This window comes from Caldalkalibacillus mannanilyticus JCM 10596, from assembly GCF_000615945.1.
Taxonomy (GTDB): domain Bacteria; phylum Bacillota; class Bacilli; order Caldalkalibacillales; family JCM-10596; genus Bacillus_AT; species Bacillus_AT mannanilyticus.
Genome location: NZ_BAMO01000041.1, coordinates 19,559 through 44,369 on the forward strand (window position 1 = coordinate 19,559; position 24,811 = coordinate 44,369).

At 39.0% G+C, this 24,811-nt stretch carries 21 protein-coding genes and 4 pseudogenes; all 25 read left to right on the forward strand.

Annotation, left to right across the window (positions count from 1 at the left end; all coding sequences use genetic code 11):
- Window positions 1–20: 20 nt before the first annotated feature.
- On the forward strand, window positions 21–1,247 hold the full coding sequence (dapG, locus tag JCM10596_RS19115) for an aspartate kinase (protein WP_025028506.1): 1,227 nt from the start codon (window positions 21–23) through the stop codon (window positions 1,245–1,247).
- A 25-nt stretch (window positions 1,248–1,272) separates the two neighbouring features.
- Window positions 1,273–2,153: pseudogene (gene dapA, locus JCM10596_RS26505) on the forward strand (4-hydroxy-tetrahydrodipicolinate synthase).
- Between the two features lie 198 nt (window positions 2,154–2,351).
- Window positions 2,352–4,055 carry a ribonuclease J gene (locus JCM10596_RS19125; protein WP_051541385.1) on the forward strand — a complete coding sequence of 568 codons (1,704 nt, stop codon included), beginning with the start codon at window positions 2,352–2,354 and terminating at the stop codon, window positions 4,053–4,055.
- A 158-nt stretch (window positions 4,056–4,213) separates the two neighbouring features.
- Window positions 4,214–4,956 (forward strand): annotated as a pseudogene (locus JCM10596_RS26510) (ClpP family protease).
- The gene (locus JCM10596_RS19135) at window positions 4,953–5,174 is read left to right on the forward strand and encodes a YlzJ-like family protein (RefSeq protein WP_025028508.1); all 222 of its coding nucleotides are present in this window, start codon (window positions 4,953–4,955) and stop codon (window positions 5,172–5,174) included. The pseudogene JCM10596_RS26510 and the gene JCM10596_RS19135 overlap by 4 nt, the downstream one beginning before the upstream one ends.
- Window positions 5,175–5,376: 202 nt before the next feature.
- Window positions 5,377–7,800, forward strand: coding sequence for a DNA translocase FtsK (locus JCM10596_RS19140; RefSeq protein ID WP_025028509.1), 2,424 nt, complete (start codon window positions 5,377–5,379; stop codon window positions 7,798–7,800).
- Between the two features lie 69 nt (window positions 7,801–7,869).
- On the forward strand, window positions 7,870–8,370 hold the full coding sequence (locus JCM10596_RS19145; protein WP_025028510.1) for a DUF3907 family protein: 501 nt from the start codon (window positions 7,870–7,872) through the stop codon (window positions 8,368–8,370).
- A gap of 183 nt (window positions 8,371–8,553) precedes the next feature.
- Window positions 8,554–8,736 (forward strand): hypothetical protein, encoded by a 183-nt coding sequence (locus tag JCM10596_RS28230; RefSeq protein WP_051541386.1) that lies wholly within the window; start codon window positions 8,554–8,556, stop codon window positions 8,734–8,736.
- 16 nt (window positions 8,737–8,752) lie between these two features.
- Entirely contained in the window at window positions 8,753–9,862 is a 1,110-nt protein-coding gene (gene yfmF / locus JCM10596_RS26515; RefSeq protein WP_439644868.1) for an EF-P 5-aminopentanol modification-associated protein YfmF, read from the forward strand.
- A 2-nt stretch (window positions 9,863–9,864) separates the two neighbouring features.
- A complete protein-coding gene (gene yfmH, locus JCM10596_RS19155) occupies window positions 9,865–11,139 on the forward strand; it encodes an EF-P 5-aminopentanol modification-associated protein YfmH (RefSeq protein ID WP_025028511.1) in 1,275 nt (424 codons plus the stop codon).
- A gap of 39 nt (window positions 11,140–11,178) precedes the next feature.
- Window positions 11,179–11,906 (forward strand): annotated as a pseudogene (gene ymfI / locus JCM10596_RS26520) (elongation factor P 5-aminopentanone reductase).
- Between the two features lie 97 nt (window positions 11,907–12,003).
- Complete coding sequence (locus JCM10596_RS19165; protein ID WP_025028512.1) at window positions 12,004–12,267, forward strand: DUF3243 domain-containing protein; 264 nt, start codon at window positions 12,004–12,006, stop codon at window positions 12,265–12,267.
- A gap of 165 nt (window positions 12,268–12,432) precedes the next feature.
- Window positions 12,433–13,230 (forward strand): YmfK family protein, encoded by a 798-nt coding sequence (locus tag JCM10596_RS19170; RefSeq protein WP_025028513.1) that lies wholly within the window; start codon window positions 12,433–12,435, stop codon window positions 13,228–13,230.
- A gap of 14 nt (window positions 13,231–13,244) precedes the next feature.
- Entirely contained in the window at window positions 13,245–14,135 is an 891-nt protein-coding gene (locus JCM10596_RS28235; protein ID WP_025028514.1) for a helix-turn-helix domain-containing protein, read from the forward strand.
- A gap of 42 nt (window positions 14,136–14,177) precedes the next feature.
- Window positions 14,178–14,669, forward strand: a complete 492-nt coding sequence (locus tag JCM10596_RS19180; RefSeq protein ID WP_025028515.1) for a YajQ family cyclic di-GMP-binding protein — start codon at window positions 14,178–14,180, stop codon at window positions 14,667–14,669.
- Window positions 14,670–14,787: 118 nt separating this feature from the next.
- Window positions 14,788–15,378 (forward strand): CDP-diacylglycerol--glycerol-3-phosphate 3-phosphatidyltransferase, encoded by a 591-nt coding sequence (pgsA, locus tag JCM10596_RS19185; RefSeq protein WP_025028516.1) that lies wholly within the window; start codon window positions 14,788–14,790, stop codon window positions 15,376–15,378.
- A gap of 116 nt (window positions 15,379–15,494) precedes the next feature.
- A pseudogene (locus tag JCM10596_RS26530) lies at window positions 15,495–16,730 on the forward strand (competence/damage-inducible protein A).
- Between the two features lie 7 nt (window positions 16,731–16,737).
- Entirely contained in the window at window positions 16,738–18,375 is a 1,638-nt protein-coding gene (locus tag JCM10596_RS19195) for a DEAD/DEAH box helicase (protein ID WP_025028517.1), read from the forward strand.
- Window positions 18,376–18,468: 93 nt separating this feature from the next.
- Entirely contained in the window at window positions 18,469–19,524 is a 1,056-nt protein-coding gene (recA, locus tag JCM10596_RS19200) for a recombinase RecA (protein ID WP_025028518.1), read from the forward strand.
- 161 nt (window positions 19,525–19,685) lie between these two features.
- Window positions 19,686–20,342: a RecX family transcriptional regulator gene (locus tag JCM10596_RS26535; RefSeq protein ID WP_025028519.1), complete on the forward strand. Its 657-nt coding sequence runs from the start codon at window positions 19,686–19,688 to the stop codon at window positions 20,340–20,342.
- A gap of 197 nt (window positions 20,343–20,539) precedes the next feature.
- Window positions 20,540–22,087 (forward strand): ribonuclease Y, encoded by a 1,548-nt coding sequence (gene rny / locus JCM10596_RS19210; RefSeq protein ID WP_148302645.1) that lies wholly within the window; start codon window positions 20,540–20,542, stop codon window positions 22,085–22,087.
- Window positions 22,088–22,203: 116 nt separating this feature from the next.
- Window positions 22,204–23,001: a TIGR00282 family metallophosphoesterase gene (locus JCM10596_RS19215; protein WP_025028521.1), complete on the forward strand. Its 798-nt coding sequence runs from the start codon at window positions 22,204–22,206 to the stop codon at window positions 22,999–23,001.
- Window positions 23,002–23,172: 171 nt separating this feature from the next.
- The gene (gene spoVS, locus JCM10596_RS19220; protein ID WP_025028522.1) at window positions 23,173–23,433 is read left to right on the forward strand and encodes a stage V sporulation protein SpoVS; all 261 of its coding nucleotides are present in this window, start codon (window positions 23,173–23,175) and stop codon (window positions 23,431–23,433) included.
- Window positions 23,434–23,541: 108 nt separating this feature from the next.
- Window positions 23,542–24,510, forward strand: a complete 969-nt coding sequence (locus JCM10596_RS19225; protein WP_051541388.1) for a dipeptidase — start codon at window positions 23,542–23,544, stop codon at window positions 24,508–24,510.
- A 157-nt stretch (window positions 24,511–24,667) separates the two neighbouring features.
- Window positions 24,668–24,811: 2-oxoacid:acceptor oxidoreductase family protein (locus JCM10596_RS29275; RefSeq protein WP_148302646.1), on the forward strand; the 144-nt coding region annotated here is incomplete at its 3' end.

Consider the following 24,811-nt stretch of genomic DNA (forward strand, 5'->3'; position numbering starts at 1 on the left):
AGATGGAGTGAGTTGATCGAATGAAAATCGTTGTTCAAAAGTTTGGTGGGACCTCACTAAGAAGTGAGGAAACACGTTCAAAAGCGATTCACCATATCAAAAAGGCATTAGGGGAAGGGTATCATGTTGTTGTGGTGGTTTCCGCCATGGGCAGACAAGGAGAGCCATATGCTACAGATTCACTGCTTCAGCTCCTAAAGGAGAATGGAAATGCTATTTCACCAAGAGAACAAGATCTCCTGGTTAGTTGTGGTGAAATTATTTCGAGTACCATCTTTACTAGTTTATTGAATACAGAAGGAATCTCTGCTGTAGCCTTTACAGGAAAAAATGCTGGCATCTTAACGAATGATGAATATGGTCAGTCACAAATCTTATCTATTGATCCAACAAATATAGTAAGCCAACTGAAAAATAACAGAGTGGTTGTTGTTTGTGGATTTCAAGGAGTAACAGTAGATGGGGAAATGACCACCTTGGGTCGTGGGGGAAGCGATACGTCCGCTACGGCACTTGGAGCTGTGCTAAATGCAGAATATGTAGATATTTTTACTGATGTAAATGGAGTCATGACAGCAGATCCAAGGATTGTTGAAGATGCTACACATTTGCAATCCGTTACGTATAACGAAATATGTAATTTAGCTCATCAAGGTGCCAAAGTTATTCATCCTCGAGCTGTGGAAATTGCGATGCAACATCAAATACCGATTCGAGTTCGTTCAACAATGTCTGATGATGCAGGTACACTCATCACTTCCCTTCAACATATTGAATTTGAAGGGAAGGTAAATGATCGATTGATTACAGGGATAGCCCAAGTACCACATTTAACACAAATTAAAGTGATGGCTAAAGAAGGAGAATACGATCTTCAGTTGAAAGTATTCAAGTCGATGGCTGAGAATAAAATTAGTGTTGACTTTATTAATGTGAATCCACTTGGTGTTGCTTATACCGTATTTGATGAAGTAGCGAACAAAGCTATTGAGATTTTGGAGTCTATGGGATATACTCCTATTGTACAACGTCACTGCGCTAAAGTGTCTACTGTAGGAGCAGGGATGGCAGGAGTGCCAGGTGTTATGGCACATATTGTAGAAGCTTTGACCTCGGAAGATATTCATATTCTACAATCTGCTGATTCTCATTCAACCATCTGGGTTCTAGTCAAAGAAGAGGATATGGTCAGAGCTGTCAGAGCTTTACATCACAAATTTGGTCTGCATAAAATCAATCAGGTTTAATGTAAGCTATCAGTGATGTTAGTACATGAAAGGGGAATTTCAAGTGGGTTTTGGTCGATTATTAACAGCCATGGTTACAGCATTTGATGCTAATCAGAAGTTAGATTTAGCCAGACAAACCAAAGTGATTGAACATTTAATTCAAACAGGAACAGAGTCCCTTGTCGTTGCTGGCACGACAGGTGAATCTCCGACACTCAGTAAAGAGGAAAAAATCGAGCTGTTTAAGCATTCTGTAGCTGTTGCTAAGGGAAGAGTTAAAGTAATTGCAGGTACAGGATCGAACAACACGGCAGAGTCTGTTGTTCTTACTAAACAAGCTGAAGAAGCTGGAGTTGACGGGATTATGCTTGTCAATCCATATTACAACCGTCCTAGCCAGGAAGGACTATTTCAACATGTTAAAACCATAGCAGAGAGTACATCACTCCCGATTATGTTATATAATATTCCAGGCCGCTCAGCTGTGAATATGACAGCCGAAACGGTGAGTCGTTTAGCTACAATCCCTAATATAAAAATGATGAAAGAAGCGAGCGGTGACTTGGGACAGATTACGGAGATCATTCGCAACACGCCTGATGACTTCATTGTATATAGTGGGATGATAATTTAACGCTGCCTATTTTATCTATTGGGGGTCATGGGATCGTAAGCGTGTCCTCACATGTGATAGGAAGTGAAATGAAGGAAATGATTACACTATTCCTTGAAGGGAAAGTAGATGAAGCCAGTCACCTTCACCAAACACTATATCCAAAATGCAAGGCTTTATTTTCGGCACCTTCACCAGTGCCAGTAAAAAGAGTATTATCACATATTGGGATAGAAACTGGACCTGTTCGACTTCCGATGGTTTCATTAACAGAAGAGGAAGAAAAGAACGTTTTACAGGCATTTTTATAAATGAAAAAGTTCAAATTCTAGTGAAAAAGCTTCCATAGCAGGGAATGGGGGCTTTTTTCATTTTTTGAGTGGATATTTTTTGGTCGATTACAAAAAATAAAACATAGTGAAATGTCGAATTCTCATCTAACAATAAACTTGTCTTTCTTAAATTTCATCATGTATAATATGTAGAAGTGGAATGGTGCGGTTAAATGAATGATTATTTTACAGAACATAGGAGGAAGTATTCAATTGTCTAAACAAAACCAACCAAAATTAAACATTTTTGCCTTGGGCGGCGTGGGCGAAATTGGTAAAAATATGTATGTAGTAGAGTACGATCAAGACATTATTGTTATTGATGCTGGTCTTAAATTTCCAGAAGAAGACATGTTAGGAATTGATATTGTCATTCCAGATATTACTTACTTAGTCGAAAATAAAGATCGTGTGCGAGCTATTATCATCACACATGGACATGAAGATCATATAGGTGGACTACCTTATGTGTTAAAACATCTTAATGTTCCGATCTATGCCACCAAATTAACTTTAGGAATTATTGAAGAAAAACTTAAAGAAGCCAATTTATTAAACCAAACCAAACGCATCCTCATTCATTCCAACAGCAGACTTAAGTTTGGCAGCTTTAGGGTATCATTCTACAGTACGAATCATAGTATCCCTGATGCAGTAGGAGTATGCCTTGATACACCAGAAGGATTAATCGTACATACTGGAGATTTCAAGTTTGATTACACCCCCATTAATGATGAATTAGCTGATCTTGGAAAGATGGCTGAGATGGGTGCAAAAGGGGTTTTAGCCTTACTTTCTGATAGCACAAACGCTGAAAGACCTGGTTATACAAGGTCAGAAAAAGAGGTTGGACGTACGATCTCTGAACATTTTCGCAAAGCCAATGGAAGAATTATTGTAGCTACATTTGCTTCGAATATTCATCGTATTCAAAATGTATTTGATGCCGCATTGGAATATGGCAGAAAAATAGCGATTGTCGGAAGAAGTATGGCTAATGTTGTGCGTATTGCCATGGATTTAGGTTACTTACATGGAGCGCCTGACCTTATTATTGAACCTGACCAAATTAATAAGCTTGATGCAGAAAAAATATGCATTCTTTCCACTGGGAGTCAGGGCGAACCAATGAGTGCTTTAACCAAAATGGCTCGTTCCACTCATCGTCAAGTGGAGATCTTACCAGGAGATACCGTTATTTTTGCGGCTACTCCAATTCCAGGAAATGAAAAACTGGTTTCGAGAACGATTGACCAGCTGTTTAAAGCAGGGGCGCATGTCATCTATGGTGATGAAAATGTGCATGTATCTGGACATGGAAGTCAGGAGGAGCTTAAGCTGATGCTGAACCTGATGAAGCCGAAATTCTTTATCCCAATCCACGGCGAATATCGAATGCTTCGTCAGCATGGTAAGCTAGCTGAAGCGACAGGAGTTAATCCTGAGAATATCTTGTTAATTGATAATGGCGATGTCGTTGAAATTAGTCAGGGGCAGGCTAGAATAGGAGCGAAGATTCCGGCAGGAAATGTCCTTATTGATGGTTTAGGGGTAGGCGATGTAGGAAATATCGTCCTTCGTGATCGTAAGTTATTATCTCAAGATGGCATTTTAGTGGTTGTAGTTACCCTAAGCAAACAAAATGGAACGATTATTTCTGGCCCTGATATCATTTCTAGAGGTTTTGTGTATGTTAGGGAGTCTGAGGAGCTAGTCGATGAAGCCATTAAGCTGGTCACATCTACTCTGAGTCGTTGTATGAGTGAAAACAACAGTGAATGGTCTACATTGAAAACAAGTGTACGTGAAGAACTTGGAAGATTTCTTTATGATCAGACCAGAAGAAGACCAATGATTTTACCGATTATTATGGAAGCATAAGCCATTCAAGGATTTTTTGAAGGTCGTATCTTAGTTTATTCTGAGATATGACCTTTTTTCTTTATTTTTTTCATTAAAATGAAGGTCAATTCAGTTTTTTCTTTGTATGGTTTTTATCCACCTACAGATAATAAGAGGTAGAAAAGGAGGAATGTACTTTGGAAAAACAGAATCCAGCACCTGAAGTAGCCCCTCAAGAGAAAGGGGTGAAACCTGGCGGAGTAATGGAAAAAATCCAGCATCTTGGAACCACAAACGTTCCAACGATGGAAAGCTCCATTCACTGCTTAACAATCATAGGCCAAATTGAAGGGCATTTACAGCTCCCACCTCAAAATAAAACGACAAAGTATGAACATGTCATTCCACAATTGGTAGCTGCTGAACAAAACCCTAAAATTGAAGGAGTTCTTATTATCTTAAATACTGTAGGTGGAGATGTTGAGGCTGGGCTAGCTATAGCTGAGATGATTTCTACATTATCTAAACCGAGTGTAGCCATTGTTTTGGGAGGCGGACATAGTATTGGAGTTCCGATCGCTGTTGCTGCCGACTATTCTTTTATTGCTGAAACGGCTACAATGACCATTCATCCGTTCGATTGACGGGTCTTGTCATTGGGGTTCCTCAAACGTTTGAGTATTTAGATAAAATGCAAGAGAGAGTGGTCAGTTTTGTGACAAGGCACTCTAACATTTCGGATGAGGACTTTAAGAATTTAATGTTCAAAACAGGAGATTTGGCAAGAGACATCGGTTCAAATGTTGTCGGAATGGATGCTGTTAAATTTGGTTTAATCAATGAAGTGGGCGGACTTGGAAATGGAATAAAAAAATTAAATGAATTAATTGCAGAACATAAAGAGAAAGGAAATCTAAATGATGATGGGGTGTTACAATGATCATGTATTCGGCTATTCCTTTAGAGCTTGTTTTAGCTGGTTATGATGATTTTAATCCCGTGTATGAAGAAATTGAACACGAAGGGATTAACATGCTGATAGAACCTGTGGGACCATATCAAGGTAAAATTGTTCGTCTATTGAGTTGTAATCCTCAAGACTATCTTCATTCCTCATACTCACCAGGGACAGTGATTCATTTTCGAGCGAGCCATTAGAGAACTAGTCCAAACTCATCATTATATGCTATACTATGAGGAAAATAGCCAATATAAGAGTTGGCTATTTTTTCTCTGAGCAAAAAAACTTATTAGTTACTGTGAAAGCTTCCTTTAAAGAAGGCCCGGACGACATGACATCTTCGAAAGGGCTTCGATAGAAGCTTTTCTTATTGGAATAAACAAAGTGGAGGTGAAATGATTGAGTCGAAGAAGATCTCAGAAGAAGTCAAAAGCAGCAACAACCTTTAAGCGAACTCTTATCTTTGAACTGTATGGTCTAACTTTTTTAGCATTATCGATTATTGCTCTGGTTCAGCCGGGTGCTGTGGGGCAAGCCTTTCGTAGTATTTTTCGTTTCTTTGCAGGATCATGGGACTTTATTATTCCATTATATATGTTAGGTATTGCTGTTTTTATCATGATCAAAAGAACATGGCCAAAGATATGGAGCTTCCGTCAATCAGGAATCCTGATCATTTGCAGCGCTATTCTGATTCTAAGCCATATTAGCTTGGTACAGGCAATCACGGCGGATGGAAGATTTGCAGACCAATCCATACTTGGATTGACGTGGGAACTATATAAAGCAGACCTTTCGGCTGAGGCCCCTATTGTTGATTTAGGAGGCGGAATGGTTGGAGCTCTATTTTATAGTGGACTCAATCTTTTATTCGATACAATGGGCTCTAAAATCATTGTTTTCTTTCTTATTCTTATAGGACTTTTACTCATCACAGGAAAATCTTATACGGATATGATCCTCGCCTGCAAAGAGAGATGCCTTGCCATTGTTCAATGGGGAAAGAACAAGAGAAAACAGTATAAGAAGATGATAGAAGAGGAGAAAAAAGATACTGAGGGAGAAACACAAAACAACACGAGCTCTCAACAGCCACAGGAGGCAAAGCAGGTGCAAAAGGGGGCGAACCTATCCTCGAATGACATACAAGGCTCTGACGAACAAGGTATTGGTCATACAGAGGTTCCTGTAAGTGACCAAAATATTAAATCTGCTAGTCCCCCTAAACCATTAGTGATTCACGATTTTACCGAGGTTGCCTATAGCCAGGGTCAAATACAATTTCCTGAGCTAGAGCAAGGTAAGCAGCAGGAAGAGATGGAAGAGAGTAAATTGGATGAAACGTTGTTGGTAGAGGCGATGCATGGTGAACTCACGGATGACGTAGAGGAAGAGCATTATCAGTTACCTGCCTACTCTTTATTACATAAACCATCACGAAAAACAATGACGGAGAAGAAGGATCTATTAAGTACGGCAAAGAAATTAGAGCAGACATTGCATAGCTTTGGGGTACAGGCTAAGGTTACTGATGTTCATCGCGGTCCAGCTGTGACTCGTTATGAAGTGTATCCAGATGTAGGAGTTAAGGTGAGTCGTATTGTTAATCTGACGGATGATATTGCCTTAGCCTTGGCAGCGAAAGGGATCCGTATTGAAGCGCCAATTCCAGGGAAATCAGCCATAGGAATTGAAGTGCCTAACGAAGATGTATCAATGGTTTCATTACGAGAGGTTCTCGAAAGCTCACGATACCATGAATCAGACTCTAAACTTAGTATTGCTTTGGGTCGTGACATTTCTGGTGAACCCATCGTGGCTCAACTAAATAAAATGCCACATCTATTGGTTGCTGGTGCAACAGGAAGCGGGAAAAGTGTATGTATTAATGGGATTATTGCCAGTATACTGTACAAAGCAAAGCCACATGAAGTCAAGCTCATGATGATTGATCCTAAAATGGTTGAACTGAATGTATACAATGGGATTCCGCACTTATTAGCTCCCGTTGTCACTGACTCAAGGAAAGCCTCTATTGCTCTGAAAAAAGTGGTATCTGAAATGGAGAGAAGATACGAGATTTTTTCTCAGAGCGGAACCAGAAATATTGAGGGATACAACGACTTAATCCAGAGAGAAAACCTGCTTCAGCCTGAAGCGAAAAAACCTCTGCTGCCGTTTATTGTCGTTATTGTGGATGAGCTAGCTGACTTAATGATGGTTGCTCCAGGCGATGTTGAGGATGCGATCTGTCGTTTAGCTCAGATGGCTAGAGCGGCTGGAATTCACCTCATTATTGCCACTCAACGTCCTTCTGTTGATGTTATCACAGGAGTGATTAAGGCGAATATTCCTTCTCGAATTGCCTTTGGTGTTTCATCTCAAGCGGATTCCAGAACCATTCTTGATATGGGTGGAGCAGAGAAGCTATTGGGAAGAGGAGACATGCTTTTCTTACCAGTGGGAGCTTCTAAGCCTCAACGGGTGCAAGGGGCATTTGTATCGGATGATGAGGTTGAACAAATAGTTAGTTATTGTATCGAGCAACAAAAGGCAAAATATCAAGATGAAATGATTGTCCATGAAATTGAAGAAGTAGGAAAAAAATCTGATATTGTTGACGATCTATATCAGGAGGCGGTTGAACTTGTTGTGCATCAAGGGACAGCATCCGTTTCCATGCTCCAAAGAAGGTTTCGAATTGGCTATACGAGAGCGGCGCGTTTGATTGATGCGATGGAGGAAAATGGAATTGTGGGACCTTATGAAGGAAGCAAGCCTAGAGATGTTTTAGTTTCAAAAGAAGAAAGTAATATCTCATAAAAAAATATGGTATTATAATTTATGAGGTGTGAATGTAAATATATATTACCTACGGAGGAGATCAATCCCATGCCCAGATTTCAATTGAAAGAAACATGTGAACGTACTCATACTTTACTAAAAAAAATTTCTGCCCAAATCGAGCAATACTTGAATCAGGTCACGCTACAATCACTTATGGATCAAAATAGCGATGCAGACGACAAAGTAGAAGAATATTATAAGGGATATCTACAAGATCTCAGACACTTGCTTGTGAATTGTGAGAACACATTTGAAAAGATTGGAGTCGCTTTACGTCGAGCTCAATTTAATACGGAGTTTGCTGAAGAATCTCTATACCAGGCTTATCATTCATGTGTTAATCAGTTTTTTTACCCTCAAAATGAATCTTATGAAGAAGATGGGCGCCATTCCTATACAGGTCGAGATGCTATTATTTTTAAATACGAAACAAATCCAGATTTAAAAAAACTAACGTTAGATCTATCTAAGGTATTTGAAGAGTTAAGAGATGATCTTATGTATTACGAAACTGACTACGTGACAAAAAAGAGAATGAAGAGATAATCGTTTCATCCATCAAGCATCCTAGAATGGAAATCACCTTATCCCACTAGATCACAAGAACGAAAAGTGGAGAGGTGATTTTTTTGCTTTTTTTACTAAGAAATGGTTACAATACATAGTAGTTGAATAAACTATATGAATACGTAAATTTAATAGCTCATAAGAAAGGAAGTGAGTCGGAGGATGGACCAACACTATTCTGAATTTCAATCATTTATATTGAATCAATTACCTGTTCATTTATGTTCGACCCAAAAATATAAGACGAATCAAATCGGCTTCTACATAAGGCAACCTATTGAGGAAGAACATCACACGAAAGTAGCACTTCTTCCATCAGTTCTGAGAAGAGGAACCGAAAAATAACCCAACTGCTCAATTAATAAGGCAGGAGCTAGATCAACTCTATGGAGCCTCATTACAATCTGATGTAATGAAAAGAGGAGAGGATCAAGTGATCGTCTTTCGCTTGGATGTACCTAATGAGAAGTATCTATCAGATCAAACTCCATTATTTGAAAAAGCGATGGAGTTATTAAGCCAGATTATTTTTAAACCTGCTTTGGAAGAAGGCGGCTTTGTTTCTAAATATGTAGAGCTAGAAAAAGATTTATTGCAACGCAAATTAGCTCAAATCATTGATGATAAAATTCGTTATGCCAACAAAAGATGTACGGAGGAAATGTTTCAAGGAGAAAGATTCCGTTTATTTGCCAATGGCTCCGAGGAGCAAATCAAGAATATGAACCGTACGGATTTATATGATTACTATCAAAAAATGCTTCAGTCCCACCCGATGGACCTATTTATTGTGGGAGATGTCACCAAAGAAGAGGTTGAGAATGTCTTAAATAAATACTTCCGCCTCGAAAATCGGAATGAAGTTCTAGATATCCCTACTACGCAGGTTGAAGTGGGTAGAAAAGAAGAAAAAGTGGTAGTGGAAAAGACAAAAATTACGCAAGGAAAATTGCATATAGGTTGCCGTACCAACGTTTCTTATCAATCGGGTGATTATATCCCCCTTGTTGTCTGTAATGGGATTTTCGGAGGCTATGCTCACTCCAAGCTATTTCGCAATGTACGTGAAAAGGAATCCCTTGCTTATTATGTGAACTCAAGCATTGAAAGCCATAAAGGATTTATGATGATTATGTCCGGTATTGAACCAGATAAATATGAAAAAACAGTGGAGATTATTAAAAAGCAATTAGCTGAAATGGTCGCTGGAACGATTTCTGATGAAGAAATAGATCAAACAAAAGCCGTTATTATTAATCAAATGAAAGAATCTAATGATTTGCCCGTCCAATTAATGGAGAGATATTATCACGGTATTGTTGGAGGGGTTAAGCGTAAAACAGAAGAAGTGATTCAGGCCATACAAGCCGTGACAAAAGAGCAGGTACAACAGGTCGCTCAAAAAATTGAAATAGATACGATCTATTTTCTCACCAACGAGCATACAGTAGAGGAGGGAGCACACCAATGAGCATCCAAATACTTGAATTTCAGCAATTAAAAGAAAAGATTTATTATGAGAAATTAAGTAATGGCTTAGATGTCTATGTGCTGCCAAAGCAAGGATTTCATAAGACCTATGCTACCTTTACGACTAAATATGGTTCGATTGACAATCATTTCATTCCTCCCGGTGCTGAGGAAAACAAAGTCCCTGATGGCATCGCTCATTTCTTAGAGCATAAGATGTTTGAGGAAGAAACGGGAGATGTATTTCATGAGTTTAGCAAGTATGGTGCTCAAGTGAATGCATTCACTAGTTTTGATCGAACAGCGTATTTATTTACGACAACAGATCATGTTCATAAAAACCTCATCACTTTGTTGGATTTTGTTCAAAGACCTTATTTTACAGATGAGAATGTGGAAAAGGAAAAAGGCATTATAGAACAGGAGATCAAGATGTATGATGATAATCCTGATTGGAGAGCTTATTTTGGCTTTATTAGTGCCCTATTTCATCGCCATCCTGTAAAAATCGATATTGCGGGAACAGTGGAGTCGATCTATCAAATCACAAAAGAGATGCTCTATACTTGTTACCATACTTTTTACCATCCAAGTAATATGCTTCTTTTTGTTGTGGGAGCAGTGGAACCAGAAAAGATTTTTGAGCTTGTACGAGAGAACCAAAGCAAAAAAGAATATCATGACCTTCCCGAGATCAAGCGCCTTTTTGAAGAGGAGCCTTCCACGGTTGCAGAACCGAAAAAGGAGCTATCCCTCTCCGTTGGAGTTCCCAAATGTATGATGGGCTACAAGGAAATCAGCCTTGGATTAGAGGGAGCTGAGATGATGAAACAGGAACTGGCCACTAGCTTACTTCTAGACATGCTAGTAGGACCTAGCTCAAGCTTTTATCAAAGCTTATTAGAAGAGGGCTTGATTGATGATTCCTTCGGCGCTGATTATAATCTAGAAAAAAGCTATGGGTTTTCTATCATAGGTGGAAACACAAAGAATCCCGAGCTTCTGAGTGAAAGAGTCCAAACCTATATAGCAGAGATTCAACGTACCGGGCTGAATCGAGATGACTTTGAGCGTAGCAGAAAAAAGAAAATAGGCTCATTTCTCAAATATTTAAACTCACCGGAATATATAGCGAATCAATTTACAAGATATCAATTTAATCAGTTGAATTTGTTTGAGGTTCTTCCAACTTTGGAGCGTTTGACATTTGAAGAAGTAGAGCAACGCCTACAAGGGCATTTCAAAAAAGAACAATTCGCTATTTGTATTGTTAGATAATGAGTGCTGAAGAATCACAGCTATAGAGGAGAGATCACGTTGTCACGCAAAGCATTAATTACAGGAGCCTCGGGTGGTATAGGAAGAGCGATAGCTAAGAAGCTTGCACAAGAAAGATATTCGCTTATCCTTCATTACCACCAAAATAGAGAGAAGGCTGAAGAATTAGCGCAAGAGCTTACTCTTGCTTATGGGAATCCGATTACTCTTATTCAGGCGGACCTAAGCCAACCAGAAGGGATACAGCAAGTATTACAAAACTGCCCCTATTTTCCAGATGTATTGATTCATAATGCGGGCAGAACACAATATGGATTGTTTACAGATATCTCTGAAGAGGAATACAATGAAATGATTCATATGAACCTCACAGCCCCATTTCAGTTAACACAGCGGCTGCTCCCTTCCATGCTTCATCGTAAATGGGGAAGAGTGATCTTTATTACCTCGATTTGGGGAGAAACTGGAGCCTCTTGTGAAAGCCTGTATTCAATGGTCAAAGGAGGGCTAATCTCTTTAACTAAATCCTTGGCCAAAGAGCTAGCTCCTTCTAACATCTGCGTGAATGCCGTTTCACCTGGAGTGATTGATACGCCAATGATGAAGCAATTTGAGGTTGAGGATCTTGAACGGCTTTATGATGAAATTCCAATGGGGCGGATGGGCAGCCTGAAGAGGTGGCTCATGCTGTTCATTTTTTAGTCACAGAAGATAGTGGATACATGACAGGCCAAGTCTTACGAGTGAATGGCGGATGGTATACTTAAGAAAAACTCAACATAGATGTGAATAAATTCCGCTTGACTCATCCATATTAAATCTGAAGGATATTAAATATCCATCAATTAATAAGGAGGATCTGTTATGTCTGTATTAGATAATTTTGATCAATGGAAGGATTTCCTTGCCGATCGTTTACACCAAGGACAAGAAGAAGGAATGGATTCAAGAACAGTTAATGAATTGGCTTATCAGATTGGGGACTATCTTTCTGCACAGGTGGAACCTAAAAACAATGAAGAACGCCTATTGAAAGAATTATGGGAGAGAGGCTCTGAGCAGGAGCAGCATGTTTTAGCTAATTTAATGGTCAAGCTTGTTCAAAATGAAGGATCAAATCAGCTATAAATAAAAAAACGCTCTTTCACATGAAAGGGCGTTTTCCCTCACTAGCCAGAATTGTCACTTAGCCTTATATTAATTTATATAGAAAGTGAATTACGTAGCAGGAAGATTTGATTTCATGTAGAATAGTGTCGATATAGAGAATACTGTACGGAGAGGAGCTATTTAATGTCTATTCAAGAGTTGCAAGATTCTGCTAGGAAAGAATGGTATTTAGAGTATCAAATACATAAAAATCGCCCAGGCTTATTAGGGGATATATCTTCTTTATTAGGAATGCTTCAGATCAATATCATTACGATCAATGGTGTAGATCATAATAGAAGAGGAATGCTTTTAGAAAGTGATGATGAAGAAAGAATTTCATTACTGCAAAATTTACTAGAGCGAGTTAATAATATCACGGTAACCAAAATTCGACATCCAAAGCTTAGAGATCGTTTGGCGATTCGCCATGGTAGGTATATTGAAAGAGATCAAGATGAAAAGAAAATCTTTCGCTTTGTACGTAATGAACTAGGCATTTTAGTTGATTTTCTAGCAGAGATATTTAAAAAGGAAGGACATCAACTAATTGGAATAAGAGGAATGCCAAGGGTGGGGAAAACAGAATCCATTGTTGCTTCTAGTGTATGTGCTAATAAGAGGTGGTCTTTTGTTTCATCCACTTTATTGCGTCAAACAGTGCGAAATCAAATGGCAGAGGATGAACTTTCCTCGGACCATGTGTTTATTCTAGATGGTATTGTATCTACATTAAGAGCTACAGAGAAACACCATTCTCTTATTCGTGAAATTTTAAGGCTTCCTGCAACAAAAGTAATTGAACATCCAGACATTTTTGTCCGTGAAACTGAATATACAATAGATGATTTCGATTATATTATTGAACTGCGGAATGATGCAGATGAAGAGATCTCATATGATATTATAAACTCTAATTATTCATCATTTGATATTAGTTAGTGGAGGTGAACCTATTGTCAGACCTGGGTAACTTTCTAAGGCAAACTAGAGAAGAAAAAAATATCACCTTAGATCAAGTTCAAGAAATTACAAAAATTAGAAAGCGCTACTTAGAGGCAATCGAAAATGGAGAGTATGGCGTACTTCCTGGTCAATTTTACGCAAGAGCTTTTGTCAAAAGCTATGCTGAAGCTATTGGTTTAAGAGCCGAAGAAGTTCTTGAGCAATACTCATCAGATCTTCCAGAGGTCCCGAAAGCCCCAGTAGAAACGTTAACGAAAAGAAGTACGAAGGAAGTCAGAACAACTTCTCCAAAGATTGGAAAATGGATTTCAAGGGTTGTTTTGTATTCTTTTATTGTTTTAGTTGTTGTGCTATTCTATTTAGCTGCCATAAAATATAAGCCGAATGAACATCAAGTAGACCAAGATCCAGCTGTCCCTCCAATTGCAACGAATTATGGACCAGAAGGACAGCAACCGCAGACACCGCCAGCAGAATCTGAGAATTCTAAACCAGAAGACACTGATACGGATCATGCAGACTCTGAGGAAAAGACAGAGGAATCTACACCTGCGACTACAGAAACTTTAACCATGGTGGAAAATACAGCAAGAAAGACAAGCTATGAACTTATAGAAGCAAATAAAATGGAAATCACATTACGGGCTTCTGATGGACGCATTTGGTATAGTCTGACAGATGTCGCCAAAAACAGTACGATTGATACTACGGAACTAGCCCAAGGAGATCAGAAAACCTGGGATGTGACAGAAAATAAACAGGTCCGCTTTAAATTTGGGAATACAAAAGCAATTACCTTATTGGTCAATGGGAAAGAAGTTGATCTATCTCATATTGAAAATGTTGCCAACGTTCATTATATTGAATTTAGCTTGAAGTAAAATAATGAATGTATCTTTTGGGGGAAGGGAAGTTAAGGGAAAATGTCAAAGGAAAGCTCATTTGATATCGTATCTAAGTTAGATTTACAGGAAGTTGATAATGCCATTCGACAAGCGATGAAAGAAATCGAAAATCGCTATGATTTTAAGGGAAGTAAAAGTGATATTAAACTAGAGAAAGAACAATTAGTGATTCTTTCTGAGGATGAGTATAAATTAAACAGTGTTGTTGAGATTCTACAAAGCAAATTAATTAAGAGAAATGTACCTATAAAATCCATGAAGTTTGGCAAGATCGAAGGTGCCTCTGGAGGAATGGTACGGCAAAAAATTGATTTGATGCAGGGGATTGATCAAGAAGGCAGCAAAATCATTGGGAAAATAATTAAGGATTCAAAATTAAAGGTGAAGTATCAAATTCAAGGGGATCAACTGAGAGTTTCGGGTAAATCTTTAGATGATTTGCAGAAGGTGATGCAGCTCATTCGTGATGCAGATCTATCCATTGCTGTTCAATTTGTGAACTATCGATAATTGAAAAAAATGATGGAAAGTCATGGTTACTTGCCATGACTTTCTTCTTTGACACTGATTTTTTCATATATTATACTGTACTAGAGATATGCTAGCTTGTTACGTGGGGGAAGAATTGATGAACTTAGCGAATAAAATTACATTAGCCCGAATTTTCCTTGTACCTGTTATCATGCTTTTTTTGCTTGTGAAGTTTGATATGGGTTCTGTTACGTTTGCTGGTGTAGTACTTACATATTCTGAGATCATTGCAACAATTATTTTCATTATTGCTGCGAGTACGGATGGTTTGGATGGATATATTGCACGAAAAAGAAAAATCGTTACGAATCTTGGGAAATTTTTAGATCCGCTAGCGGATAAGCTTTTAATTACTGCTGCTCTTATTTCCTTGGTGGAAAGAGGGAGTGTTGAAGCTTGGATGGCGATTATCATTATTAGCCGAGAATTTGCTGTAACTGGCTTGCGTCTTGTGGCTTCTGCAGACGGTCAGGTTATATCAGCAAGTAAGCTAGGAAAGACAAAAACCATTGTTCAAATTGTAGCAATCTGTGTCGTGATGCTTAAGAATTTTCCGTTCTTTTTACTTGCGATTCCTTTTGATATAATTGCAATGTGGTTTGCTGTGATTATTACGATCTATTCAGGAATTGATTATTTTGTTAAGAATAAGAATGTGATACAGTTTAAAAGAAGTTCTCAAAAATAAACTGAGGGAAATGCAGAAGGATCAATATTCTTTCTGCTTTTTTAAAGCATTACTTTGAGATAATCCATTCTATCGAGTACATAAGAAACGCTTTTGATCGAACAAAGGAGTTGCACATGAGAGCTGAAATTATTTCAATTGGTACAGAGTTGTTACTTGGTCAAATTACGAATACGAACGCGCAATTTATATCTGAACAACTTGCCATGCTTGGTATTCCAGTTTATTACCATAGTGTTGTGGGAGATAATCCCTCTCGGATACAGACACAATTAGAAATCTCTTCAAAACGTTCTGATATACTCATCTTTACAGGCGGTCTTGGACCCACAAAGGATGACCTAACGAAGGAAACCATTGCTCGTTATCTAGGGCGAACTCTTGAACTACATTTGGAAGCAATGGAGCAGATACGGAATTTTTTCAGCAAAAGAAACATCATAATGACCCCCAACAATGAGCGTCAAGCATGGTGATTGAAGGATGTATTTTATTCCCGAATTATCATGGACTAGCACCGGGAATGGCTGTAGAGGTGAATACGAAGCATTACTTATTGTTTCCAGGTCCGCCTAAGGAGTTGCAGCCTATGTTTACTCAGTATGCAGTTCCCTATCTTATGCAGCTCCTACCAGAAAATAAAGTCGTTCACTCTAGGGTGCTGCGTTTCTGTGGGATAGGTGAATCTACCCTAGAAACTCAATTGCAGGACCTGATTGATCAGCAGACAAATCCGACGATCGCGCCCTTAGCCAAAGAAGGTGAAGTGACTCTTAGAGTAACCAGCTTTGCAGATGATGTAACACAAGCGGAATTGATTATGGAGCCAGTCATTCAACAAATCCGTAATCGAGTAGGTGAGTACCTGTATGGATATGATCAAGATACTTCAGTCTGTGGTCGTCCATCTCCTTAACCAGAAAAAATGGACACTTTCTATAGCAGAAAGCTGTACGGGTGGACTTTTGTCTCATTATATTAGCCAGGTAAGTGGTGCTTCGGAAGTATTTCAAGGTGGTTTAGTTTGTTATTCCGTACAAATGAAACAGCAATTGGGTGTTCCAACTGCAACCTTGGAAAAGGCAGGTGCTGTTAGCCAAGAGAGCGCAACCTATCTAGCTGAAAGGGTAAAAGATCAGTATGTAACAGATGTTGGTGTTTCTATTACCGGAGTGGCAGGTCCTACAGAACAAGAGGGAAAGCCCATCGGTTTAGTGTACATAGGTTTCTCTCTTCCTACAGGTAGCTTCGTCCGTGAGGTGAATCTGGTTGGCAGTAGGGAAGCTATTCAAGATCGCGCGGCAAAATTAGCGATGACCTATTTAATTAATGAACTAAAGAAAGGTGAATAAATTTATTATGCAAATTTTTTCTGATTTTCCTTTACATAATTCAATTATCAAGGCAATACACGACATGGGATTTGAGGAGCCATCTCCGATTCAAGCTTCATGTATCCCTACAATTTTAGAAGGCGTTGATGTCATCGGGCAAGCGCAGACTGGAACGGGTAAAACAGCGGCATTTGGAATCCCAGTCATTGAGAAGATGACAACTGCTCCTCATGTTCAAGCTCTTATCTTGACACCAACACGTGAACTAGCTATTCAAGTATCGGGAGAGTTGAAAAAAATATCTAAATACAAAAGAGTAAAAACCTTGCCTATTTATGGAGGACAATCCATCGGACATCAGATTCGGGCGTTGAAGCAAGGGGTACAGGTTGTGATTGGAACTCCTGGTAGAATTCTTGATCATATTCGAAGAAAAACATTAATTCTGCAAAATGTGAAAATGGTTGTTCTAGATGAGGCTGATGAGATGCTCGATATGGGCTTTATCGATGATATTGAAGTGATCCTACAGCAAGTAAGTAATGAACGCCAAACTTTGTTATTCTCTGCGACGATGCCTCCAGAGATCAAAAAGCTAACTCATCGTTATATGCAAAACCCAAAGATTATCTCCATTAATCGCAGTGAGGTTACGGCTCCTTTGATCGATCAAGCCTACTACAAAGTATTGGAAAAAAACAAGCTTGAAAGCTTATGCAGGATTTTAGATAGCCAGGAGATTGAGCTAGGTATTATTTTCTGTCGCACCAAGCGCGGTGTTGACGAGCTATCTGAAGCTTTGCAAACAAGGGGATATTTAACAGATGCTTTACATGGAGATTTAAGTCAGATACAGCGTGACAAAGTCATGAAATCATTTAGAGACTCTTCTATTGAATTCTTAATCGCAACAGATGTTGCGGCGAGAGGAATTGATGTTGAAAATGTTTCCCATGTGATCAACTATGATATTCCTCAAGATCCTGAGAGTTATGTACATCGAATTGGACGTACAGGTAGAGCAGGGCGTAAGGGATTGGCGATTACCCTGGTCACTCCACGAGAAATGAAGCATCTTCGTTCAATCGAACTTGAGATCAAGCAACCGATCCCAGCGAAGGATCTGCCTACGCTTGAAGAGATTACAGTCAGGCAGAAGGAAAACTGGAAAAACCAAATTGCTGAGGTCATCGAACGGGGAGAAGATCAATCCTTATTCTATGAAGTAGTCGAAAGCTTAACGGATCAATATGAACTGAAAGATATTGCTAGTGCCCTACTCAGAATTGCCTACTCTGATTCACTTCCACTTAATATTGAGGATTCTTATGACTTTGGTGAAACAGGTGCATCTAAAGGGATGGTTCGCTTCTTTATGAATGTGGGTAGAAATGTAAATATGAGCCCGCAAAATCTGATCAAAGAAATCTCAGAATTAGTTGGAATTCCTGGGAAGGCGATTGGACGTATCGATATTTTTGAAAAATTTACGTTCTTAGAGGTTCCTGAGGATGTGGCTCCTTTTGTTTACGAAGCACTTAGACAATCACGGATCAATGGAGCAAGGGTAAACCTAGAACCAGCCAAACCAAGACCACCAAGAGAAAAGCGTGAATATACCCCGAATCAAGATAGAGCAAAAAGAGAAACCTATAAAAAATGAGAATAAATGTTCGATAAATCTATTGGCAAACCTTCAAAAAAAGAGTATCATATGAATATAGTATTTATTCAATGGTAAGGGAGAGGTTTTAATATGTCAGATCGTCGCGCTGCGCTTGATATGGCTCTAAGACAAATTGAAAAGCAATTTGGTAAAGGGTCCATTATGAAACTGGGAGAATCAGCTGCTATAAATCAAGTATCAACCATTTCTAGTGGGGCATTAGCTCTAGATATTGCTCTAGGGGTAGGTGGATACCCTCGAGGTAGGGTTATTGAGATTTATGGTCCTGAATCTTCTGGTAAAACAACCGTTGCTTTACATGCCATCGCCGAAGTTCAACGTAATGGAGGACAAGCTGCTTTCATCGATGCTGAGCATGCTTTAGACCCATTATATGCTAGTAAATTAGGTGTAAATATAGATGAACTTTTATTATCTCAACCGGATACTGGAGAGCAAGCACTTGAAATTGCCGAAGCTCTTGTTCGTAGTGGTGCTGTTGACATTATTGTTATTGACTCAGTTGCTGCCTTAGTTCCAAAAGCAGAGATTGAAGGAGAAATGGGTGATTCCCATGTTGGACTTCAAGCAAGATTGATGTCTCAAGCTTTGCGTAAATTATCTGGAGCGATTAATAAATCAAAAACCATTGCTATCTTTATTAACCAGATTCGTGAAAAGGTAGGAGTTATGTTCGGAAACCCTGAAACAACTCCGGGAGGAAGAGCACTTAAGTTTTACTCCAGCGTGCGTTTAGAAGTGCGTCGTGCGGAAACGATTAAGCAAGGCAATGATATGGTGGGTAACAAGACAAAAATTAAAGTGGTTAAGAACAAGGTGGCTCCACCTTTCAAGCAAGCGGATGTAGATATCATGTACGGTGAAGGTATTTCAAGAGAAGGTAGCATTTTAGATATCGGATCTGAGCTAGATATTGTTCAAAAGAGCGGGGCTTGGTATGCTTTCAATGATGAAAGATTAGGACAAGGTAGAGAAAATGCGAAGCAATTCTTAAAAGAAAATCCTGCCCTTTGCTTGGAGATTGAAAAGCGTATTCGTCAGCACCATGAACTAGATAAGGTAGCTGCGAAAACGACTGTTGATGAAGATCAACTCGATGATGAGCTGGCTTTAGATTTAGAGTAGTGATTGAATTGTATATACAAAAGCATCTATCTTAAGGATAGGTGCTTTTTCTCCTAATATAGCCCCCTTTACTTTATAACCATTAGGTGGAATAGAAACTCCAGCTGATGGGTGGCTACTTTAGGTTGTGTCGAGAGTCACACTCTGAGAGGATGTTACTTATGCTTAATGATCAAGAAACAGGAAAGATCACGAGAATTGAACAGCAAAAAAAGAACTCTCACCGCTATAACGTGTATATAGATGACCAATATGCTTTTTCTGTTCATGAGGATGTTCTTGTTTCCTGTAGGCTTCTTAAAGGAAAAGAGCTTACCATAGCCTATTTGAATCAGATCCTAGTTGAAGAAGAAAAGAAAAAAATAGAAAGAGCGGGTCTTCGCTACTTAAGCTACCGAGCAAGAACCAAAAAAGAAATGGAAACCCACTTGAGTAGTAAAGAATTTGATCTCGACCTTATTTCAGATGTCATTAGCAAATGGATAGATCAAGGCTTGATAGATGACTTACGTTTTGCCATTCAATGGTGTACGGAACGCAGTGAATACAAAAAACGTGGAAAAAGAGTCTTGCGCGAAGAATTAAAAGAAAAGGGAGTTGCTCCCCTGTGGATTGAACAGGCATTGGAGCATATCAACGACGAAGTAGAATGGAATGCTTGCCTACAGCTCGCAGAAAAAAAGGTGAGAATGCTGAAGGATTTTTCAGAGCCTCGAAATCGAAGCAAGTTATTTCAATACTTAATGAGAAAAGGGTACTCTTTGGAATTGATCCAACAAATATATCGGCATTTACTGCAAAAAACAGATCAGCAGTAGAGATTATACTCGCTAGACTTGGAAGAGTCTTGACATTGCTAGGGGACAAATATACAATGAAATTGCACAATTTATAATGAGTTTCATTTCTTTTCTATTTATTTTTTAAAATGTTTTGCTGATAGCGATGAAAAATGAAATGGAATTGTAAAGTATTTTCAGAAGAACCAACATAATAGCAAGAGGAGGTGAAGATAATGATTGATAACCCACTTGTGGAAATCTTCGCTTTGCTAATCTCTGCTATTGTCAGTGTAGGTGTTGGATACTTTATTCGCAAATCTATAGCGGAAGCTAAAATTTCAAGTGCCGAAGAAGCAGCTGAACAAATTCGTGAGAATGCTTTGAAAGAGGTTGAAGCTCTTAAGAAAGAGACGATTCTAGAAGCAAAAGATGAGGTTCATAAAATTCGCACTGAAGCTGAAAAAGAAATACGCGATAGACGTAACGAGATTCAGCGTCAAGAGAGACGCCTGATTCAAAAGGAAGAAACTCTAGATCGAAAAATTGAATCTCTAGAAAAGAAAGAAGAATCCCTTAACCAAAAACAACGACATATTGAAGAGATGGAAAGCAAAGTGGAGGAGTTATATAAGACTCAACAGGCTGAATTAGAACGGATCTCTAATTTAACTACTGAAGAAGCTAAGCAAACCATTCTGGCGAGCGTGGAAGCTGAAGTACGTCACGAAACAGCGATCATGATCAAAGAAATTGAGAATGAGGCGAAGGAAGAGGCGGAAAAGAAAGCTCGTGAGATTATTTCCTTAGCGATCCAACGTTGTGCTGCTGACCATGTTGCTGAATCCACTGTCTCCGTTGTTGCACTTCCTAATGATGAGATGAAGGGACGTATTATTGGTCGTGAAGGCCGAAATATTAGAGCGTTAGAAACATTGACAGGAATTGACTTAATCATCGACGACACCCCAGAAGCTGTAATCCTGTCAGGATTTGACCCAATTCGTCGAGAAGTAGCAAAAACGGCACTAGAAAAGCTAGTATCAGATGGTCGAATTCATCCAGCTCGTATCGAAGAAATGGTGGAAAAGTCTCGCCGTGAAGTGGACGAGCGCATACGTGAATATGGTGAGCAAGCAACATTTGAAACAGGTGTGCATGGCTTACATCCAGACCTTATCAAGATCTTAGGTCGATTAAGATTTAGAACTAGCTATGGTCAAAACGTATTAAAACACTCGATGGAAGTTGCCTACCTAGCTGGGTTAATGGCTGCTGAATTAGGTGAAGATGTCACTCTAGCCAAGCGTGCGGGTCTGTTACATGATATCGGGAAAGCAATCGATCACGAAGTGGAAGGAAGTCACGTTGAAATCGGGATTGAACTTGCTAAGAAATACAAGGAGCATCCAGTCGTCATCAATGGAATTGCTTCTCACCATGGAGATGAAGAACCAACTTCCATTATCTCCTTACTAGTAGGAGCTGCAGACGCATTGTCGGCAGCAAGACCAGGTGCGAGACGCGAAACACTTGAAACCTACATTAAGAGGCTTGAGAAATTAGAAGAGATTTCAGAGTCATTTGAAGGGGTCGAAAAGTCTTATGCGATCCAAGCAGGACGAGAAATCCGTATTATTGTAAAACCTGATCTGATCGATGATGTGGAATCGTACCGCTTAGCAAGAGATATTACCAAGAAAATTGAAGCTGAGCTTGATTATCCAGGTCATATCAAAGTAACAGTAATACGAGAAACTCGAGCGGTTGAATATGCAAAATAAAGTGGCCTTCCAGCCACTTTATTTTTTTCTGAATAAGAAAGTATAAAATTTTGTATAATCTTTAACAAGGGATGATACTGAGAAGACAATGAAGAGAAATAGACTGGAGGATACCCATGAGACTTTTGTTTATAGGAGATGTAGTAGGCTCACCAGGAAGAGAAATGATCAAAACATATTTACCAAAATTAAAACGCAAATACAATCCTACAGTTACGATTGTTAATGGTGAGAATGCTGCGGCAGGAAAGGGAATCACGGAAGAAATCGCTAAAAGCTTTTTTGAACAAGGTGCTCAAGTGATTACTCTAGGCAACCACACATGGGACAAACGGGACATAGGAGAGTATCTAGATAAGACTCAAAATATAATCAGACCTGCAAATTTTCCCGAAGGTGTACCAGGACATGGTTATACAATAGTGAAAGTAAATCAATACAAGGTAGGAGTTATTAATTTACAAGGGAGAACCTTTTTACCCCCTCTAGACTGCCCATTTAAAAAAGCAGATGAGCTGGTAGAGAAAATACATAAGGAAACTCCTATTATATTTGTTGATTTTCATGCGGAGGCAACCTCTGAGAAAGAAGCAATGGGCTGGTACTTAGATGGCAGGGTGACTGCTGTTGTTGGTACACATACTCATGTGCAGACATCAGATGAAAGAGTCCTTCCTCATGGTACGGCTTATTTAACGGATGTAGGAATGACAGGTCCGCGTAACGGAATTTTGGGTATGGAGAAAGAAGCAGTCTTATATCGTTTCCTAACCTCCCTGCCAGCTCGTTTTGAAGTAGTGAAAGAGGGTCCAGTTCAATTAAATGCCTTGATTATTGATTTAGATCCTAAGACGGGGAAGGCGAATAAAATCAATCGTATTCGAATTGATGAGGAACACGAGTTTTACGAATAGCTTTTGCGAAGAAGCGAGAAATAAGGCGAATGTAGGCATCAATTCTTGTTTTCTATAGAAAAATATGTAGAATTTTGCGAATCTTTTACCTCTAATAGGAGGAATTTTATAAGAACCTACCGAATATAGATAGAGTGGTAACAATCATTAACATAAGGAGGTTCAAATTTCATGGAGGTATTAAAAGTTTCAGCAAAGTCCAATCCTAACTCTGTAGCTGGTGCACTAGCAGGAGTAATTAGAGAACGCGGAGCCGCCGAAATACAAGCAATTGGAGCTGGTGCACTCAATCAAGCGGTAAAAGCCGTAGCAATCGCAAGAGGATTTGTAGCACCAAGTGGTGTAGACCTCATTTGCATTCCAGCCTTCACTGATATTTTGATTGATGGCGAAGAGCGGACTGCCATTAAATTGATTGTAGAACCACGTTAATAAGAAATGAACCATAAACCTGTTTGCCTGAAGCAGACGGGTTTTTGTGTGGATATTTTTTTATACATGAATATTTTTTAAAAATCAGGGAAAGCAAGGTGATAAGGGATGATTCATCTATTTGACGGTCATTGTGATGTGTTATATCAGATGTGGAGGAAGAAGAACTATTCACTTTTTTTTCAGAAAACGAAGGAACTGCATTGTTCTTTTGAACGATTGCAGCATGGAGGAGTAAAAGTACAAACGATGGCGATATTTGTTCCGCCAGAAACACCAAAGGAAATTAGACATTTTGCTGCCCTAGAAATGTTAGATATTTTTCACCATGAGATTCTTCCGAAGAACCCCCATATTGAATTAATCACGGATCTGTCAGTTCTTGAGAAAACAAAAAGAACTCCAGATGACCAAAAGCTTTATGTCCTTCTGGCAATTGAAGGAGCTGAGCCTCTTCAGGGGAGTTTAACATATCTTAGAACCTTTTACCGTCTAGGAGTAAGGAGTGTTGGATTTACCTGGAACTATAGAAATGAGGCAGGGGACGGTGTGCGCGAAAGACATCCTGCTGGACTTTCGAATTTTGGATTTGAATTGATAGAAGAGATGAACCGATTACATATGGCGATTGATGTTTCACATCTAGCTGAACCAGGATTCTGGGATTGCATTGGACATTCTCGCCTACCTGTGATGGCTTCTCACTGTAATGCAAAAGAACTATGCAATCATCCAAGAAATCTTACCAAAGATCAACTAAAAGCCATTTTTCAAACAAAGGGAATAGTAGGGATTACCTTCGTTCCTTATTTTTTAAGCTCGCAAAAAGAAGTGACTATAACCAATGTATTACATCACCTAGAGTATATGCTCGCCTTAGGAGGGGAGGATCTTGTTGGTTTCGGTTCGGACTTTGACGGGATTGATGAAACGGTAGTTGGACTTGAGCATAGTGGAAACATTATAAACCTGCGTAATGAATGTTTGAAACGATATTCAGAAGAGGTTGTGAACAAAATTTTCTTTAAGAACTGGAGAAATTATTATCATAGGTTGTGGGCTGAGAGTCGAAATTAGTAGAAATATGTATAAAATGTGTCAAAATGATCGTAAAATACTTGCTTTTTACTGCTAATAGGACTACAATTGAAACGGTTTATTTAATCAATCTTCAAATATTCAATAGATGAACTAGCAGTCTACTTTATCAGGACATTTTAAAGGAGTGGAATCTATGATCAATCAACTTTCTTGGAAAGTTGGCGGGCAGCAAGGAGAAGGTATTGAAAGTACTGGAGAAATATTTTCTGTTGCCCTTAACCGTTTAGGATATTATCTATATGGCTACCGTCACTTTTCTTCCCGAATTAAGGGGGGC